Origin of the sequence: Bibersteinia trehalosi USDA-ARS-USMARC-188 (assembly GCF_000521725.1) — a bacterium.
Lineage (GTDB): Bacteria > Pseudomonadota > Gammaproteobacteria > Enterobacterales > Pasteurellaceae > Bibersteinia > Bibersteinia trehalosi.
On record NZ_CP006954.1, the window covers coordinates 381127 to 397258 of the forward strand.

Sequence of the window (16132 nt, forward strand, 5' to 3'; positions counted from 1 at the left end):
AAAGTAATGTTAAGTTATTGTGCAATTCCTATATCCCAACCTAAAGCACCTTCAGGGGTTTTACGCTGTAATCGGAAATGACGATTGGCTTCGGCTTGTGGTTGCACCACTTTACCTGAAGGGGTAGAGAAACTAATACCGCCATTAAGCAACTGTGACATCGTACCGGAATTCATACTGATACCACTTAAACTCACGTCCATGGTATAACCTGAGGCTGCCCAAAATTGCGAGTTTTTCCGAACAAGATGTTTGTGTTTATTCTCAATAAGCAAATGAATAAATACTCTGTCGCCTAACTCGCTTAAACTTAAGCGTTGTACCATACCCACTTGCATACCACGATACAATACTGGTGCATCAGGTGTAATGCCATCGGCATCTGTGGTTTCTACAATAATTGGAAAACCGTTACCATATTGACTGGTTTTACTGTGGCTATCACTCAGCGGGAAATGCCACTGATGCTGCCCATTGCCTGCCTCTACGCTAATATAATTTTGTAATGCGGCATCAAGGTTTTTAAAACCTGTAGTATCTACTTCAGGCGAAATAGTACGGAATATACTGCCTGCTTTGGCAATAATGCTGTAGTATTCCTTTTCAATAAATGCACGGACATTAATCTGTTTATGGGCGTTATCTAAAAGTAGATTTTCAACTTGACCAACTGTTAGCCCCATGTATTTTATTGGCATTCCTTTACTCAGTTTTGATGCATCTTTAGCTGTTAAAGTAATATATGTTTTAGTTGCTGTTGCTTTCTGGTAGCTAGGATAGAGAGTTTTATCACTTTTTGTCCCACCATTATCAAAACTGATTGCGCCTTTTAGCGTTCGCATTAACGGGGCTGCTTGCACCGTTAGGCCATTGAGCGAGAGATCAACTTGTGCCGCGGGTTCAATCCAAAATCGGCTTTTTTCACTTAGCAGTTTGCGCTGTGTAGGCTCAATAAAGAGTGAGACTTCAAAATGATCTTTTTTAGGCTCTATTTTCAAGATTTCACCGATTTGGAAGTTACGGTAAAGCACCAATGAGCCTTTATCAATACCGGCTATTTCCTTCGCATTTAATGTTAGTGTCACATGTTTCTCAGTATTAAGAATACCAGCTTCTGCGCTCTCAATATCTTTATAGAGTGGATAGCTGCTTTTTGCAGCAGTGGTTGATTTACTTGGCAGTAGACGAATTCCGCCCTTTAACCACTCGCTTGGTGATCCTGCATGCACTTTTAATCCGTCTAAACTCAGTGACATATCCAGATTTGAGATTGCAATAAATCTGCTTTCCCCACTTACTAAATGACGATAAGGAGGAAAAATAATTGCTTGAAAGCTTACATTTTCTAAATTCAGCTGGCGCTTTAAAATTTCACCAATTTGTACATCGTTATAATAAATACCCTGCCCTTGATCGACACCATAAGACTGAGCCGCTTCTAGATTTAGCGCGAGAATATTTGGATGAGAGAGTAGATAATCAGACTCTTTTTGCACATTAAATTCAAATTTGGGTTCTCCTTCACCTGCGCTGAGATCAAAATAAAGCCCGCGGAAGAGCTCGCCAATTTTACTGATCTGCTCTTTGTTTAAATTAAAACGTGGTTCTTTAAGCAAAATACGCGTATTACTCCGAAGTAAATCAGTGTGATTTGGATCGATCAATAAGATGCCACGCAACATGCCTTTGGGAATATCACTCTGCTCTTTATTTGGCATTTGTAGGCGAATTAATGTCCCGATTTGTACATTTTCATGATAAACCGCCGTTTCATTCACCTTTAAATTTGCCACCATTGGCAATAATACTTTGACTTCTTGCCCTCGTTGTGCGGCTTTTAAGCTCTCGAACAGTTCGAATTTTTGCCCTTGCTCAACAGTCGGTGACTCATCTGGTGAATCAAATGCTACAGCACCTTGCACAACAGAAGCCAAACTTTCTACATTAACATTTAGGCCTTTACTAAAGCTTGCATCTACATTAATTCCGCTAATGTTCCAGAAGCGGCTGTCTTGCTTTACAAGATTGGCATATTTTTTCTCAATAACTAGATCAATTTCGACTTTTTTCTGATCTGGAGTAAAGCGATAGTCAGCAATAGTGCCTACGGGGACTTTGCGAAAATAAACGCTGGCCCCAACAGTTAATGAACCAAGATCATGTGAGACTAGTCGAATTAATAGATCACCATCCGTAACGCTGATCGCTGGTGGTTCATCTTCAGCAATAAATTCATGCTGGCTTTTGGCTTCGGGATCTTCCGTTGGCATGAGTGTAATATAGTTACCCGAAACGAGAGCATCTAGCCCTGAAACACCTGCGAGAGAAGCGGTTGGTTTAACCACCCAAAATTTGGTTCCTTCTTTTAAGATAGATTTGGCTTCTGGGTTAATTTCTGCTTCAACCTCGACTTTTTTCAAATTTTCGACAAAGTAAACTTTCTTCACTTGCCCAATTTGTAATCCTTGGTAGCGAATTAAAGTTTTACCGGCACTTAAGCCATCACCTTCATTAAAGCGAATTTTAATTTTCTCGCCTTGCTCTTGAAGGATTTGAAAAAAAAGTAATGCACCAATAAAAAACGCAACTATTGGTAAGAGCCAAAAGGGCGAAATTTTACGTGGTTGGCGGATTTTAGCTGGTAGGCTTTGTTCAATATTCTCAGACATATTTTGCAATTTACAGATACGCATAAGCGGTGGAATTTTGCAAATTTTTTGCAAAATTCCACCGCTTGGTTAAATCATACTGGAAATAAAAGGCAAAAATTATTTTTTGTCTTTCTCATCACAGTTATGGAGATCACTACATTTACCATAGAGATACAGGCTGTGATTAGTGAGTTCCATGCCGTGTTTTTGGCTGATCTCACGTTGGCGACGTTCAATTTCAGGATCACTAAACTCAAAAATTTTGCCGCAATCTGTACAGATAATATGATCGTGTTGGTGATTGAAATTGAGCTCATACACAGCTTTATTGGCATCAAAGTTGTGGCGAGTTAAGATATTCACTTCCTCAAATTGATTTAACACGCGATAAACTGTTGCTAAGCCAATTTCCGAATGGCGCTCTAAGAGCAGTTTATAAATATCTTCTGCAGAAAAATGTTGCATTTCATCTCGAGTATCCTGCATTAACTGAAGGATTGTCAAACGGGGTTCTGTAACTTTTAAACCGACGCTTTTTAATAGTTTGATGTTTTCTTCTGACATGGGATTTCCTCCAAATTAGGCAAGTTCCGAGAGGTACATTTCATCAAAAATTTGTTTGCACCAACGGCTTACGCGTTCTTCCGTTAACTCAGGTTGACGATCTTCGTCAATACATAAGCCGACGAATGTATTTTCATCGACTAAAGCTTGTGATGCTTCAAATGAATAGCCTTCCGTTGGCCATAAACCAACGATAGTACCACCGTTTGGCTCAACAACATCACGTACAGTGCCCATTGCATCACAGAAATATTCTGCGTAATCTTCTTGGTCACCGCAACCGAAAATACCAACAATTTTGTTGGTAAAATCAATTTCTTTTAAGGTTGGCATAAAGTCGTCCCAATCTGCTTGAGATTCTCCGTAATACCAAGTTGGAATACCAAATAGCAAAAAGTCATAAGCTTCAATATCTTCTTTACTGCTTTTTGCAATATCACGAATATCAACTAGTTCTGCACCGAGTTGTTTTTGAATCATTTTTGAGACGTTTTCTGTATTTCCGGTGTCACTGCCGTAAAATAGACCGACCACTGCTGCCATTTAAATTACCTTTCCTAATTAAAACTCAACGATTAATCGTTGAAATATTCAGTTAAAATACGTTCAATCAATTGCCCCCGCGAAACCCCTTTGGCGATCGCCTCTTTTTCTAAGGCTTCAACCATATCGGCATGTAGCTTTAGCTCCACCCGTTTTAAGCCTGATGAACGGTCGCGTCGTAACTGATTACGCTTATTGATGCGCACTTGTTGTTCACGGCTGAGAGGGTTGGTGCGAGGTCGCCCCACTTTAGGTACGAGAGCAAACAGATCTTCGGTTATACAATCTGTGTCCTGTTTTGCCATTTGAGTTCGTGGGTTTTGCTCTCTTAATGAGAATGAGAGCTAACGAAAAAAATTTTGCGAACTATACCATAAACATTATTTGTTGAGAATAGCAAGAATTGCTATCAAATCGATTTTACTCACCTATCTCGCAAAAATTTGCATTTAATAAAATCTTTAGATCTTGTGGGGAAAGTTCAATATCTAAGCCGCGTTTACCGCCTGAGACATAAATGCAGGCAAACTGCAAGGCGGAAGCATCAATGATGGTGGTTAAGCGTTTTTTTTGCCCTAAGGGGCTGATTCCTCCTAACAGATAGCCTGTTGTTTTTTGAGCAATTTCTTTGTCTGCCATTTCCACTTTTTTTACCGAGAGGGCGTAAGCCGCTTTTTTGAGATTGAGCATTTTTGCCACAGGTACAACCATCACGGCCAATTTTTTTTGATCGCCATTTTCAGCGACTAGTAAGGTTTTGAAAGTTTGTTCTGGTGAAATACCTAATTTTTCTACGGCTTCTTGGCCAAAATTCGTATTATTGGGATCATGTTCGTAGGGATGTAATTTAAAATCAATTTTTTGCTTTTTTAATAGATTCACAGCGGGTGTCATCGTTTTTCCTCAAAAATAGCGTAAAATATGCCTTTATTTTGACGAGAGAAAAGTATTATGGCAAATCTTCATTTAGCAATTGCAGCAGATTTTTTATTAGCAGAAAAATTATTGGAAGCATTAGAGCAGAGTGAATTAGATATAGAGCAGATTTCTGCAGTGGAATTAGAGAGTTTTGGTGAAGAGCATTCGCTGCGCTTTGGCGCAAGAGCTGTCCCTCAGCTTGCATTAGATGAAGTTGATTGGTCGCAATTTAGTCACGTTTTATTTGCGGGTAAAATGGAGCAGGCAGAGATTTTAGCAAAAGCCGTACAGGCAGGGTGTCTTGTATTGGATCTCTATGGCATCACTGCTTTAATCGCGAATGTGCCGGTAATTGTGCCGAGTATAAATGATGACATGGTTGCTGATATACGTGAGCGAAATATTGTCGCGTTGGCAAATCCGCAAATTAGCCAGCTGGTTTTAGCTTTAAGACCATTGCTTGACCAACCTATCCAGCAGATTTTTGTCAGTTCATTACTCCCTTCAGCCTATTTTGGCGATGAGAAAGTGCGAGAATTAGCTGGGCAAACAGCACAGTTGTTAAATGGCATTCCACTTGATGATGATAAACCAAGAGTGGCCTTTGACGCCGTCCCTGCGAATGTGCAGGGTGAGGAGAAAGCGTTGCCGTTTTCAAAAGCCTTTGAACTGCAATTTGCAAAAATTTTGCCGAATCTAGCCGCTTGTACCACATTCCACAGTGTGCAAGTACCCGTTTTTTATGGTATTTCGCAAATGGTCTCAGTGCAAACAGAGTATCCTCTTGATGTGGAAAATTTAAGCCAGCAATGGCAAAGTCAGGCGTGGCTGGACTTTCATGAAAATGCGGTGATTACCGCAGTACAAAATGGTGAAAATGAAGAGAGTAATGCTTTACAAATTAGCCAATTACTGCAAAAAAATGAGCATAGTGTGCAATTTTGGAGTGTGTCTGATGAGCAGAAGTTTAGTCTTGCGTTTTTAAGTGTACAGTTACTGATAAGTGCACTAGATTATTAATAGCTTATAACAATTAAAACAATAAAATTAATTGGATTTTCTTTATAAAATAGCTCCCCTATAATCTGACCCCGGTGACCCATCGGGGTTATTTTGTTTATAGCGAACCCATTTTGAAGGAAATTCTTATGAAAGAGATGAAAGTATCAGGCTGCCCAGTACACGGCAGTAACACCATTGAAGGTCAAAGCGTGATGGCGTGGTGGCCAAAAACTTTAAATTTAGACATTCTTCACCAACACGATAAAAAAGTGAACCCAATGGGTGAAGAGTTTAACTACGCAGAAGAATTAAAAAAATTAGACGTAGAAGCATTAAAAGCTGATATTCGTGCTTTATTACGTGATAGCCAAGAATGGTGGCCAGCAGACTATGGTTACTACGGCGGTTTAATGGCACGTATGGCGTGGCACGCAGCGGGTAGCTACCGTGCAATGGACGGTCGTGGTGGCGGTAACACTGGCAACCAACGTTTTGCGCCATTAAACAGCTGGCCCGATAACGCAAACTTAGATAAAGCTCGCCGTTTATTGTTCCCAATCAAACAAAAATACGGTAACAAAATCTCTTGGGCGGATTTAATCATCTTAGCTGGGACATTAGGCTATGAAGCAGCAGGCTTAAAAACCTTTGGTTTCGGCTTTGGTCGTGAAGATATTTGGCACCCAGAAAAAGATACTTACTGGGGCTCTGAAAAAGAGTGGTTAGCGGCAACAGGTTCAGAAGGCAACCGTTGGAGCGATGATCACCAAGAATTAGAAAATCCACTTGCCTCTGTAATGATGGGCTTAATCTATGTTAACCCAGAAGGGGTGGATGGTAATCCAGATCCTGTGAAAACAGCACGTGATATGCGTGTGACTTTTGCTCGTATGGGTATGAACGATGAAGAGACAGTGGCATTAACCGCAGGTGGTCATACCATCGGTAAAATGCACGGTAACGGTAATGCTGCGAAAGTGGGAGCCGATCCAGAAGCGGCTGATATTCACGAACAAGGTTTAGGTTGGAGCTATGAAAAACCAGGAATGGTTACCTCAGGTTTAGAAGGGGCTTGGACAACTAACCCAGACCGTTGGGATAACGAATTCTTCAAATTATTATTCAAATACGAAGATAAATTTGTCAATGTAAAATCACCTGCTGGCGCAAAACAGTGGGAACCGTCTGAAATGGACGAAGAAGATATGCCAGTGGATTCTTTTAATCCAAGCAAAAAACGCAAAATTGCGATGACTGATGCCGATATGGCGTTAATCAAAGATCCAATTTACCGTGAGATTTCATTACGTTTCTTAAACGATCAAGCGGCATTAGACGATGCCTTTGCTCGTGCGTGGTTTAAACTGACTCACCGTGATATGGGGCCAAAATCTCGTTATATCGGTCCAGATGTACCAGCAGAAGATTTAATTTGGCAAGATCCAATTCCTGCGCCAAAACATGTTCCAACTGAGGCAGAAGTAGAAAGCCTGAAAGCGAGAATTTTAGCAAGCGGTTTAACAACGGCTGAATTAGTCGCAACCGCTTGGGACAGTGCGCGTACTTTCCGTGGCTCAGACTATCGTGGTGGTGCAAACGGTGCTCGTATTCGTTTAGCGCCGCAAAAAGATTGGATCGGTAACGAACCTGAGCGTTTAGCGAAAGTCTTAGCGGTGTATGAAAATATCTCTGCTGAAACTAACGTCTCTATTGCAGATTTAATTGTATTAGGTGGTACTGCTGCTGTTGAGCAAGCGGCACGTGCGGCTGGTGTGAATATCACTGTGCCATTTGCCGCAGGTCGTGGTGATGCAACTCAAGAGCAAACAGATTTAGAGAGCTTTGAGTTCTTAAAACCAATTCACGATGGTTTCCGTAACTTCCAAGAAGCACACTATGCGCCACAACCAGAAGAGTTGTTATTAGATCGTGCACAATTATTAGGCTTAACCGCACCAGAGATGACGGTATTAGTCGGTGGTTTACGTGTGTTAGGTGCAAACTTCGGTGGGGATAAACGTGGTGTGTTCACCCAAAACGAAGGCGTATTAAGCACTGATTTCTTCCGTGTTCTCGTTGATATGAACTACAAGTGGGAGCCGACAGGTCGCAACAGCTACAACATTGTTGAACGTAAATCAGGTGAAACCAAATACACTGCAAGCCGTGTGGACTTAGTATTCGGTTCTAACTCTATCTTACGTGCATACACAGAGCTTTATGCCCAAGACGACAGCAAAGAGAAATTTGTGAAAGATTTTGTGAAAGCGTGGGTGAAAGTGATGAACGCAGATCGTTTTGATTTGAAAAAATAATTAACGAATAGCGAAATAAAGGAAAACCTGACTGTGTAAGCAGTCAGGTTTTTTTGCAAATTTGTTAAATTTTTTGACCGCTTGTATCGGCAAACGGTTGCTTTTTGGTTTTTGCTTCACTAGAATGCGGTTTTTAACAACCTTTGGAAATTTCAATGCTTGAAAAACTCTTCCGCCTTTCCGAAAAAGGCACAAATGTGAAAACCGAAATTATTGCGGGGATCACCACTTTCTTCACGATGGTTTACATCGTTTTCGTTAATCCTTCTATTCTTGGTGTGGCAGGTATGGATACTCAAGTCGTATTCGTGACTACCTGCTTAATTGCCGCATTTGGCACGATTGCAATGGGCTTATTTAGTAATCTACCTATTGCGCTTGCGCCAGCGATGGGCTTGAATGCATTTTTTGCTTTCGTTGTGGTGCAAAAGTTGGGGTTCTCTTGGCAAGTAGGCATGGGAACCATTTTTTGGGGTTCTGTTGGGCTGTTTATTTTAACCGTATTACAAGTGCGTTACTGGTTTATGTCTGCAATTCCATTAGGGTTACGTGTAGGGATTGGCGCTGGTATCGGTTTGTTTATCGCCCTTATCGGTTTTAAAAATATGGGCTTAGTGGTTGCCAATCCTGCTACTTTAGTAGCGCTTGGAGAGCTGCATGATCCTAAAGTATTAATGGGGATTTTAGGTTTCTTTATTATAGTGGTATTAGCCGCGAAAAACGTACATTCAGGTGTCTTAATTTCGATTGTTGCTGTAACTACATTAGCCCTCATTTTTGATCCAGATGTGAAATTTAGTGGTGTAATCTCTACGCCTCCGAGTCTTGAGGCTGTAGTTGGGCAAGTTGATATTGCTGGCGCTTTAGATACAGCACTGCTGGGAATTATTTTTTCCTTTATGTTGGTAAACCTGTTCGATTCATCCGGCACATTGATTGCCGTAACAGATAAAGCCGGTATTGCTGATAAACAAGGTAAATTCCCGAAAATGAAGCAAGCACTTTATGTGGATAGCGTCAGCGCTATGGCGGGTTCTTATATGGGAACATCAGCAATTTCTACTTATATCGAAAGTGGTTCGGGTGTTTCTGTTGGAGGTCGTACAGGCTTAACAGCCATTACTGTGGGGGTATTGTTCTTATTAACGATTTTCTTCTCGCCATTGGCTAGCGTTGTGCCTGCATATGCTACCGCAGGGGCATTAGTGTTTGTTGGTATTTTAATGGCATCAAGCTTAATTGAGGTGCAGTGGGATGATCTTACTGAAGCCACTCCAGCATTTATTACTACGGCAATGATGCCATTTACGTATTCAATTACAGAAGGAATTGCGTTTGGCTTTATCAGTTATTGTGTAATGAAAACCTTCACCGGTCGTCTGAAAGAAATTAATCCAGCGGTTGCGGTGGTTTCACTTTTATTTGTGATTAAATTTGTCTGGGTTGGCTAGGCTATTCCCCCTGTTTTCTCGCGTGGGAATAAATAGTTAAGCAAGCGGTCTTTTTCTGTTAAAATTTTGCAAATTTTGAGTGGAAAAAGACCGCTTGTCTTGTTTATGAAGGAGAAATAATGAGTGAACAATTAACAGAACAGCAAATTGACCATTTAATTGATACGGCTTACGATATTTTTCTAGAGATGGCTCCAGAGAATCTTGAGCCTGCGGATATTTTACTATTTAATCTGCAATTTGAAGAACGTGGTGCGGTAGAAATGGTGGAAACCGGTGAAGATTGGGATCAAGAAATAGGGGTGCTAATCGACCCTGAAGCATTTGCTGAAATTTGGGTTGGCTTGGTGAATGAACAAGATGTCATGGATGATGTATTCGCTCGTTTTCTCATTTCGCTCGATCAGGAAAATCCTGAATATCACGTAGTTTGGAAGGAGTAATATGCAACAGCAATTTCGAGATGCAATGGCGCATTTGGCCGCTGCGGTGAGTATTGTTACCAGTAAAGGTAAAGCAGGAAAAATTGGGATTACTGTTTCTTCGGTGACATCGGTCAGTGATAGCCCTGCAACATTGCTATTTTGTATCAATAAAAATAGTGATTTACATGATTTACTGATTGAAAACGGCGAAGTTTGTATAAATGTATTGGCAGCTGAGCAAGCAGAATTAGCTAAACATTTTGCCGCTATGTTAGGTAGTTCTATGGCAGAGCGCTTTAGTTGGGATATTTGGAAAGATGATATTAAGCTCAAGGATGCGGTAGCTAATTTATCAGGTAGAATTGTTGCTACTCATTCTGTGGCGACACATTCTATTTTCATTGTGGAGTTAAATGATATTGAGGTGAATCCAAAATCTGCGCTTACCTATTTTGCTCGTCAATTTAAATGCTTAGAAATTTGATGGATATCAACCGAGTGACAAAAAGCCGATCTTTTGATCGGTTTTTTATTGGCAGAATTTTCCAGAGCGCTAGAATTATCCTACTTTTTTACTCAACTATTAGGAATAAAAATGGAAAATCTTATTTGCTACAAACAAATGCCCGTTTGGACAAAAGCAACTTTGCCACAAATGTTTCAAGAACAACATAATACTAAAGTGGGAACTTGGGCAAAATTAACTATTCATAAAGGCGCACTAAAATATTATGAGCGGACAGAAAGTGGTGAAGTTCTTAGCGAAGCGGTATTTGATGTTGAGCATCAACCTCCCTTTGTTGAACCTCAAGTTTGGCATAATGTTGAAGCGCTATCAGATGATTTAGAATGTCAGCTAGCATTTTATTGCAAACCGGAAGATTATTATGCGAAAAAATATAACTTAACGACAACTCATTCTGAAGTTTTACATGCGCTCAATTATATTCAAGGGGGAAGAGCGTTAGATCTAGGCTGTGGGCGTGGGCGGAATGCGCTCTATTTAAATTTACGTGGTTTCGATGTGCAAGCGGTTGATCATAATGCAGAAAGTGTTCACTTTTTGGATATGATTATTGAAAAAGAGCAATTAACCCAGTTACAAACTGCGGTGTACGATATTAATCAGGCGGATATTCAAGGCGAGTTTGATTTGATCGTTTCGACCGTGGTGATGATGTTTTTAGAACGTTCTCGTATTCCTGCAATTATCCAAAATATGCAGCAAAATACCAAAGTTGGTGGTTATAATCTAATTGTGTGTGCGATGAATACTGAGGCGTACCCTTGCCCAATGCCATTCTCATTTACTTTCGCAGAAGGGGAGCTGGCTAATTATTATCAAGGTTGGGAATTGGTAAAATATAATGAAAATTTAGGCGAGCTGCATAAAACAGATGCAAACGGCAATCGAATTAAAATGAAATTTGCGACAATGCTAGCTAAGAAGCTTGCATAATAGAAAAAAGGCACTTTAGTGGTATCCTAAAGTGCCTTAATTTTAGGTTATTCTGTTTCTGTTTCTACGGGATCGAGCAATTCTGGTGAAAGGATAATCCCAGTTAAATCTGCATAAACATAATCTTCTGGTAAAAATGTTACGCCACCAAAATTAACAGGTGTATCAACTTCACCATGAGTATCATCCTCTGCACCTACAGGAATTGGAGCTAATGCCTGAATACCAATATCTAGGGTTTCCAGAACATCTAATTGTCGCACAGCACCATTTACAATAATACCCGCCCAACCATTATCTACGGCAAGTTGAGCCAGCTCTGCATCAATTAATGCACGGCGAACAGCACCACCGCCATCAACAAGCAGAACACGCCCTTCACCATTTTCTTCGAGTACTTCTGCAATTAAGCCGTTACTTTCGAAACATTTTACGGTTGTGATTTTACCAAAGAAAGAAGATACGCCACCAAAGCTAGAAAAAATGGGTTCGACAACATCCACTTGATCAGAATAAATATCGCAAAGCTCTGAAGTATCAACACGCATAATTATGCTCCTTGTTTTTGTTATTTCGGGCAAAAGTATAAACCTTTGCACAATTTTGTTCAAATTTAGCCGCTTGTATGGGATTGATTCTCACGATGAATCCGCCATAACATTCTCGCATCAAGATAACTTGATGAAATCATGGTTAAGAAAACGGCTGCACCGAAATAGAATGCCGCCTCTCCTACAGAAAAACTAATAATTTGTCCACGTTCAACTAATGACATCATTAAGGCTAACACAAATAAATCAAGCATCGACCAACGCCCGACAAAATGCACATAGTGAAGTAATTTCATCTGCCAATGTATAGGATGCTTCCAACGATAGTGAATCGCTAATAATAAATAGAAAATGACAGCGATTTTGCTAAAGGGTACCGCAATACTGGCAATAAACACGATAGCTGCAACCGCATAACTCCCCATCGATAAAAAAGTCATCACGCCGCTCATTAAGGTATCAGCAGACTCTACACCTGCCAATTCTACCGATGAAATTGGAAAAATGTTGGCAGGAATCATCATAATTGCACCTGCGATTAATGTTGCCCATACGCGCTGTAATTTAATGTTATCGCTAATATCTAAATTGCTTTCACAGCGAGGGCAACGCTGATGCCCTTTTTTATCAACAATGGTTTCATCAAAGCTATATTCACACTCTGGACATAAGCTTACTCGCCCGTTGTGATCATGGGGAAGTGAGTGATATTCGGGATAAAAATCAGCCCACCAGCGTTGTGGATCGATTTTAATAAAAAGCAGCGTCGTTAAGAGAGCGGTAAAAATAAATGCAATAATGTGAATATCAAATTCTAACGTGGCATATTCACGCACTTTATAAGCTGCAACCGCAAGTCCAACAAGATAAACATCTAGCATTACCCACGGTTTTGATTTGGTGAGTAGCAGCAGGGTATAGCGAGGGCGTTGCCCAATAAGCCGTTGTATCCAAATAAGCACGACCAGACTGGCAAAGGAAATAGGCATAATAATCGCACAAAAGAGAATCATAAATGCCGTATATTGGAAACCTGCAGTCGCCATTTTCCACGTTCCCCCCCAGACCGAGGCATAAATTTTGATGCCGAGCAAGTCAATGTTCATTAAGGGTAACATTAAAGCAAATGGTAATAAGATCAAAATTGCCATGGCAATAATCGCACAGCGTTTTAATGACCAACGCTCACCTGCCTGCAATACATCGCCACAATTTGGGCAACAAGCGTGTTGCAGTGTTAAAGATTTCTTAATTTGCACGATGCTATCGCACTCGCCACAGCGTTGCAGGTAAAATTCTTCCTTTTTCATAATCTTTTTGCTACAGGTGCAAAACTTTTACGATGAAATGGGGTAACCCCAAATTGTTCTAACATTTCAAAATGTAGTTTGGTTGGATAGCCTTTATGTTTGGCAAAACCGTATTCGGGATACTGTTGATCCAGTGCTAACATCTCTTGATCACGTGAGACTTTCGCAAGGATCGAGGCGGCACTAATCTCTGCAACGAGACTATCGCCTTTCACAACCGCTTGAGCAGGCATTGGTAATTGGGGAATACGATTACCATCGACTAAAACAAAATCAGGCTGAATACTTAGACCTGCCACAGCTCGTTGCATTGCCAACATGGTGGCATGCAGAATATTGAGTTCATCTATTTCTTCTACTTCTGCACGTCCGAGCGACCAAGCCAATGCCTTTGCTTTAATTTCCTCAGCAAGAACAAGTCGGCGTTTTTCTGAAAGTTTTTTTGAATCTGCTAAGCCTTCAATCGGATTATTCGGGTCTAAAATGACAGCGGCAGTCACCACCGCACCAACCAAAGGCCCTCGCCCGACTTCATCGACACCCGCAATCAGATTGGCAAGAGGATATTGAAATTCTGCCATTACGCTTCAACCTCATAAGGGAGCGGATAAATGCAAAGATGGGTTTCGCCTAAACGGAATTGGCTGTCTGCTTCCAGCTCACGGTTTAACACAACTTGTACCCACAATTTATTTTCCGCCACGACAAAACTTAAAATTGTCCCTGTGGCACGCCAATTTTCGCCCAGCTGCATTTCAATTGCCCCCCCGATTTCCGGCAATATGCTTGGATTCTCGCCTACAAGGGTAAACATCGCTCGCTTGTTTGCTCCACGATATTTTGCTCTTGCGACCGTTTCCTGCCCAATATAGCAGCCTTTGGTAAAAGAGATAGCTTGATCTAACATTTGCAGATTGGTTGCCTGTGGAATCAGCTCAAATTGGTTGGCTTTATAAAGCAGAGGAATGCCTTGTTGAATATCCAATAAATCCCATACCGAAGGCTCTGCATTGGTATCTATAGTTAAGTCTTCGCCCCAAATTAAATAACGTTTTGGCTCGGTTTCCAACGTACAAGCGGTCGTTTCTTGGCAAAATTTTGCAAAAATTTCACCGCTTGTCGTGCCATAAATTGGCGTATCTAATTCGCTAAAACTTACTTTTGAGAAAACGGCATATTTTTTTAATTGATCCAGCGCTTCGGGTAAGAGATCTTTAGCGATAATAGCAAAAAAATGCTCACTACTTGCTTTATATAAACGGAACAAAGCACTCATTTTTCCTTTGGGATCGCAATGAGCCGCGAGAGTTTGACTGCCATCAGCTAATTTTGCCACATCGCAAGTCAGTTGCCCTTGTAGATATTTTTGTGCATCAACACCGTTAATTTCAATTAAGCGGTATTGAGAAAGTTGAATGGTTAATTGCATCTGTTTTTCTCTGTGATAAAAAATGTTGCTCATCATACCGCTAAAATCGTTTTTTTGCATTGACTAACGAAAGCGAACCGCTACAATCAATGCGTTTTTTTGCATTTCCGATAGGATAATAAAATGAACTTATACAACATCAAACACCCCGAAGAGCAAGTAAATTTTGCTCAAGCTGTCCGTCAAGGTTTAGGTAAAGATCAAGGTTTGTTCTTTCCTGAAACTATCCCTTCTTTCAATGAACAAGAAATCGAAGAACTGTTAGCACTACCATTAGTTGAGCGTAGCCAAAAAATTCTTGGTGCGTTAATTGGCGAGGAAATTCCTGCTGAAACCTTAAATGCGATGGTAAAAAATGCCTTCACCTTCCCTGCCCCTGTAGCAAAAGTGAATGAGAATATCTATGCATTAGAGTTATTCCACGGCCCAACACTTGCTTTTAAAGATTTTGGTGGTCGTTTTATGGCACAAGCGTTAAGTGCAGTGCGTGGCGATGGAAAAATCACGATTTTAACGGCAACTTCAGGTGATACCGGTGCAGCGGTTGCTCATGCATTTTATGGCTTAGAAAATATCAATGTCGTGATTCTTTATCCAAAAGGTAAAATCAGCCCGTTACAAGAAAAATTATTTTGCACCCTTGGCGGTAACATTCGCACTGTCGCAATTGAATCCGATTTTGATGCGTGCCAAGCCTTAGTAAAACAAGCCTTTGATGATGCAGAACTTCGCCAAGCAATTGGCTTAAACTCGGCAAACTCAATCAATATCAGCCGTTTACTCGCTCAAATCTGTTACTATTTTGAAGCAGTCGCGCAACTGCCGAAAGAAAAACGTTCAGAAGTGGTAGTGTCTGTGCCGAGTGGTAACTTTGGTAACTTAACTGCAGGTTTAATTGCCAAAAGTTTAGGCTTACCAATTAAACGTTTCATCGCATCAACCAATGCGAATGATACTGTGCCTCGCTATTTAGCAACGGGTGAATGGCAACCAAATGCAACAGTAGCCACCCTTTCTAATGCCATGGATGTAAGCCGTCCGAATAACTGGCCACGTGTCGAAGAGCTATTCAAACGTAATGGTTGGGCATTGAGCGAATTAGGTTCAGGTGCATTAAGCGATGTTGAAACAGAATCGGCATTAAAAGCACAATATGCAGAAGGTTATTTATGTGAGCCGCATGGTGCGATTGCTTATGATGTATTAAAAAATCAACTGAACGAAGGAGAAACGGGTATTTTCCTTTGCACGGCTCACCCTGCTAAATTTAAAGAAAGTGTAGAGCGTATTCTTGAGCTTGAGTTGCCACTGCCTGAAGCGTTAGATAAGCATAATAAATTGCCTCTGCTTTCAGATACTATGGCGGCAGATTTTAATGCATTGCGCAATTATCTTTTAGCTAAATAATTTGGGCAAATAAAAAATGGTTGTGAACTGTTAGCAATAACGATTCACAACCATTTTATTTTTAGCTATTGGCTATAGCTCACTTTTTCAAGAGCGAGCTGTTATAT

Annotated in this window: 16 protein-coding genes; 7 read left to right on the plus strand and 9 right to left on the minus strand. The window is 40.7% G+C overall.

The genetic code is table 11. The annotated features are described in order from the left end of the window. Positions 1–14 precede the first annotated feature (14 nt). From F542_RS01820 to ybaK, 5 genes are all read right to left on the minus strand, one after another. Positions 15–2669 (minus strand): MlaD family protein, encoded by a 2655-nt coding sequence (locus tag F542_RS01820; protein ID WP_025266762.1) that lies wholly within the window; start codon positions 2667–2669, stop codon positions 15–17. A 99-nt stretch (positions 2670–2768) separates the two neighbouring features. Further along, positions 2769–3215 carry a ferric iron uptake transcriptional regulator gene (fur, locus tag F542_RS01825; RefSeq protein ID WP_025266763.1) on the minus strand — a complete coding sequence of 149 codons (447 nt, stop codon included), beginning with the start codon at positions 3213–3215 and terminating at the stop codon, positions 2769–2771. 15 nt (positions 3216–3230) lie between these two features. Further along, positions 3231–3758: a flavodoxin FldA gene (fldA, locus tag F542_RS01830; RefSeq protein WP_015433288.1), complete on the minus strand. Its 528-nt coding sequence runs from the start codon at positions 3756–3758 to the stop codon at positions 3231–3233. 32 nt (positions 3759–3790) lie between these two features. Continuing rightward, positions 3791–4063: a LexA regulated protein gene (gene ybfE / locus F542_RS01835; protein ID WP_038442990.1), complete on the minus strand. Its 273-nt coding sequence runs from the start codon at positions 4061–4063 to the stop codon at positions 3791–3793. A gap of 115 nt (positions 4064–4178) precedes the next feature. Next, positions 4179–4652 (minus strand): Cys-tRNA(Pro)/Cys-tRNA(Cys) deacylase YbaK, encoded by a 474-nt coding sequence (gene ybaK, locus F542_RS01840; protein WP_025266764.1) that lies wholly within the window; start codon positions 4650–4652, stop codon positions 4179–4181. A 57-nt stretch (positions 4653–4709) separates the two neighbouring features. Between ybaK and F542_RS01845 the strand changes: the two genes are divergently transcribed. The 6 genes from F542_RS01845 to tehB all read left to right on the plus strand — a co-directional run bounded on the left by F542_RS01845 (position 4710) and on the right by tehB (position 11328). After that, on the plus strand, positions 4710–5696 hold the full coding sequence (locus F542_RS01845; protein ID WP_015433285.1) for an oxidoreductase: 987 nt from the start codon (positions 4710–4712) through the stop codon (positions 5694–5696). A 128-nt stretch (positions 5697–5824) separates the two neighbouring features. Beyond that, entirely contained in the window at positions 5825–7993 is a 2169-nt protein-coding gene (gene katG / locus F542_RS01850) for a catalase/peroxidase HPI (protein ID WP_025266765.1), read from the plus strand. Between the two features lie 155 nt (positions 7994–8148). Further along, positions 8149–9444, plus strand: coding sequence for an NCS2 family permease (locus F542_RS01855; protein ID WP_025266766.1), 1296 nt, complete (start codon positions 8149–8151; stop codon positions 9442–9444). A 119-nt stretch (positions 9445–9563) separates the two neighbouring features. Then, entirely contained in the window at positions 9564–9887 is a 324-nt protein-coding gene (locus F542_RS01860) for an HI1450 family dsDNA-mimic protein (protein WP_015433281.1), read from the plus strand. A gap of 1 nt (position 9888) precedes the next feature. Beyond that, complete coding sequence (hpaC, locus tag F542_RS01865) at positions 9889–10353, plus strand: 4-hydroxyphenylacetate 3-monooxygenase, reductase component (RefSeq protein ID WP_015433280.1); 465 nt, start codon at positions 9889–9891, stop codon at positions 10351–10353. A 111-nt stretch (positions 10354–10464) separates the two neighbouring features. Beyond that, positions 10465–11328, plus strand: coding sequence for an SAM-dependent methyltransferase TehB (gene tehB / locus F542_RS01870; RefSeq protein WP_025266767.1), 864 nt, complete (start codon positions 10465–10467; stop codon positions 11326–11328). A 47-nt stretch (positions 11329–11375) separates the two neighbouring features. Here the strand turns inward: tehB and rraA are convergent, their stop codons facing one another. The 4 genes from rraA to ygfZ form a co-directional block, all read right to left on the minus strand. Then, complete coding sequence (gene rraA / locus F542_RS01875) at positions 11376–11876, minus strand: ribonuclease E activity regulator RraA (protein WP_015433278.1); 501 nt, start codon at positions 11874–11876, stop codon at positions 11376–11378. Positions 11877–11941: 65 nt separating this feature from the next. After that, the gene (locus F542_RS01880; RefSeq protein WP_015433277.1) at positions 11942–13189 is read right to left on the minus strand and encodes a paraquat-inducible protein A; all 1248 of its coding nucleotides are present in this window, start codon (positions 13187–13189) and stop codon (positions 11942–11944) included. After that, complete coding sequence (rnhB, locus tag F542_RS01885; RefSeq protein ID WP_015433276.1) at positions 13186–13770, minus strand: ribonuclease HII; 585 nt, start codon at positions 13768–13770, stop codon at positions 13186–13188. The genes F542_RS01880 and rnhB overlap by 4 nt, the downstream gene beginning before the upstream one ends. After that, on the minus strand, positions 13770–14654 hold the full coding sequence (gene ygfZ / locus F542_RS01890; RefSeq protein WP_042365763.1) for a CAF17-like 4Fe-4S cluster assembly/insertion protein YgfZ: 885 nt from the start codon (positions 14652–14654) through the stop codon (positions 13770–13772). The genes rnhB and ygfZ overlap by 1 nt, the downstream gene beginning before the upstream one ends. A gap of 87 nt (positions 14655–14741) precedes the next feature. On the opposite strand from ygfZ, the gene thrC reads away from it, so the two are divergent. Further along, positions 14742–16025: a threonine synthase gene (gene thrC, locus F542_RS01895; protein WP_025266769.1), complete on the plus strand. Its 1284-nt coding sequence runs from the start codon at positions 14742–14744 to the stop codon at positions 16023–16025. The last annotated feature ends 107 nt before the right edge of the window (positions 16026–16132 follow it).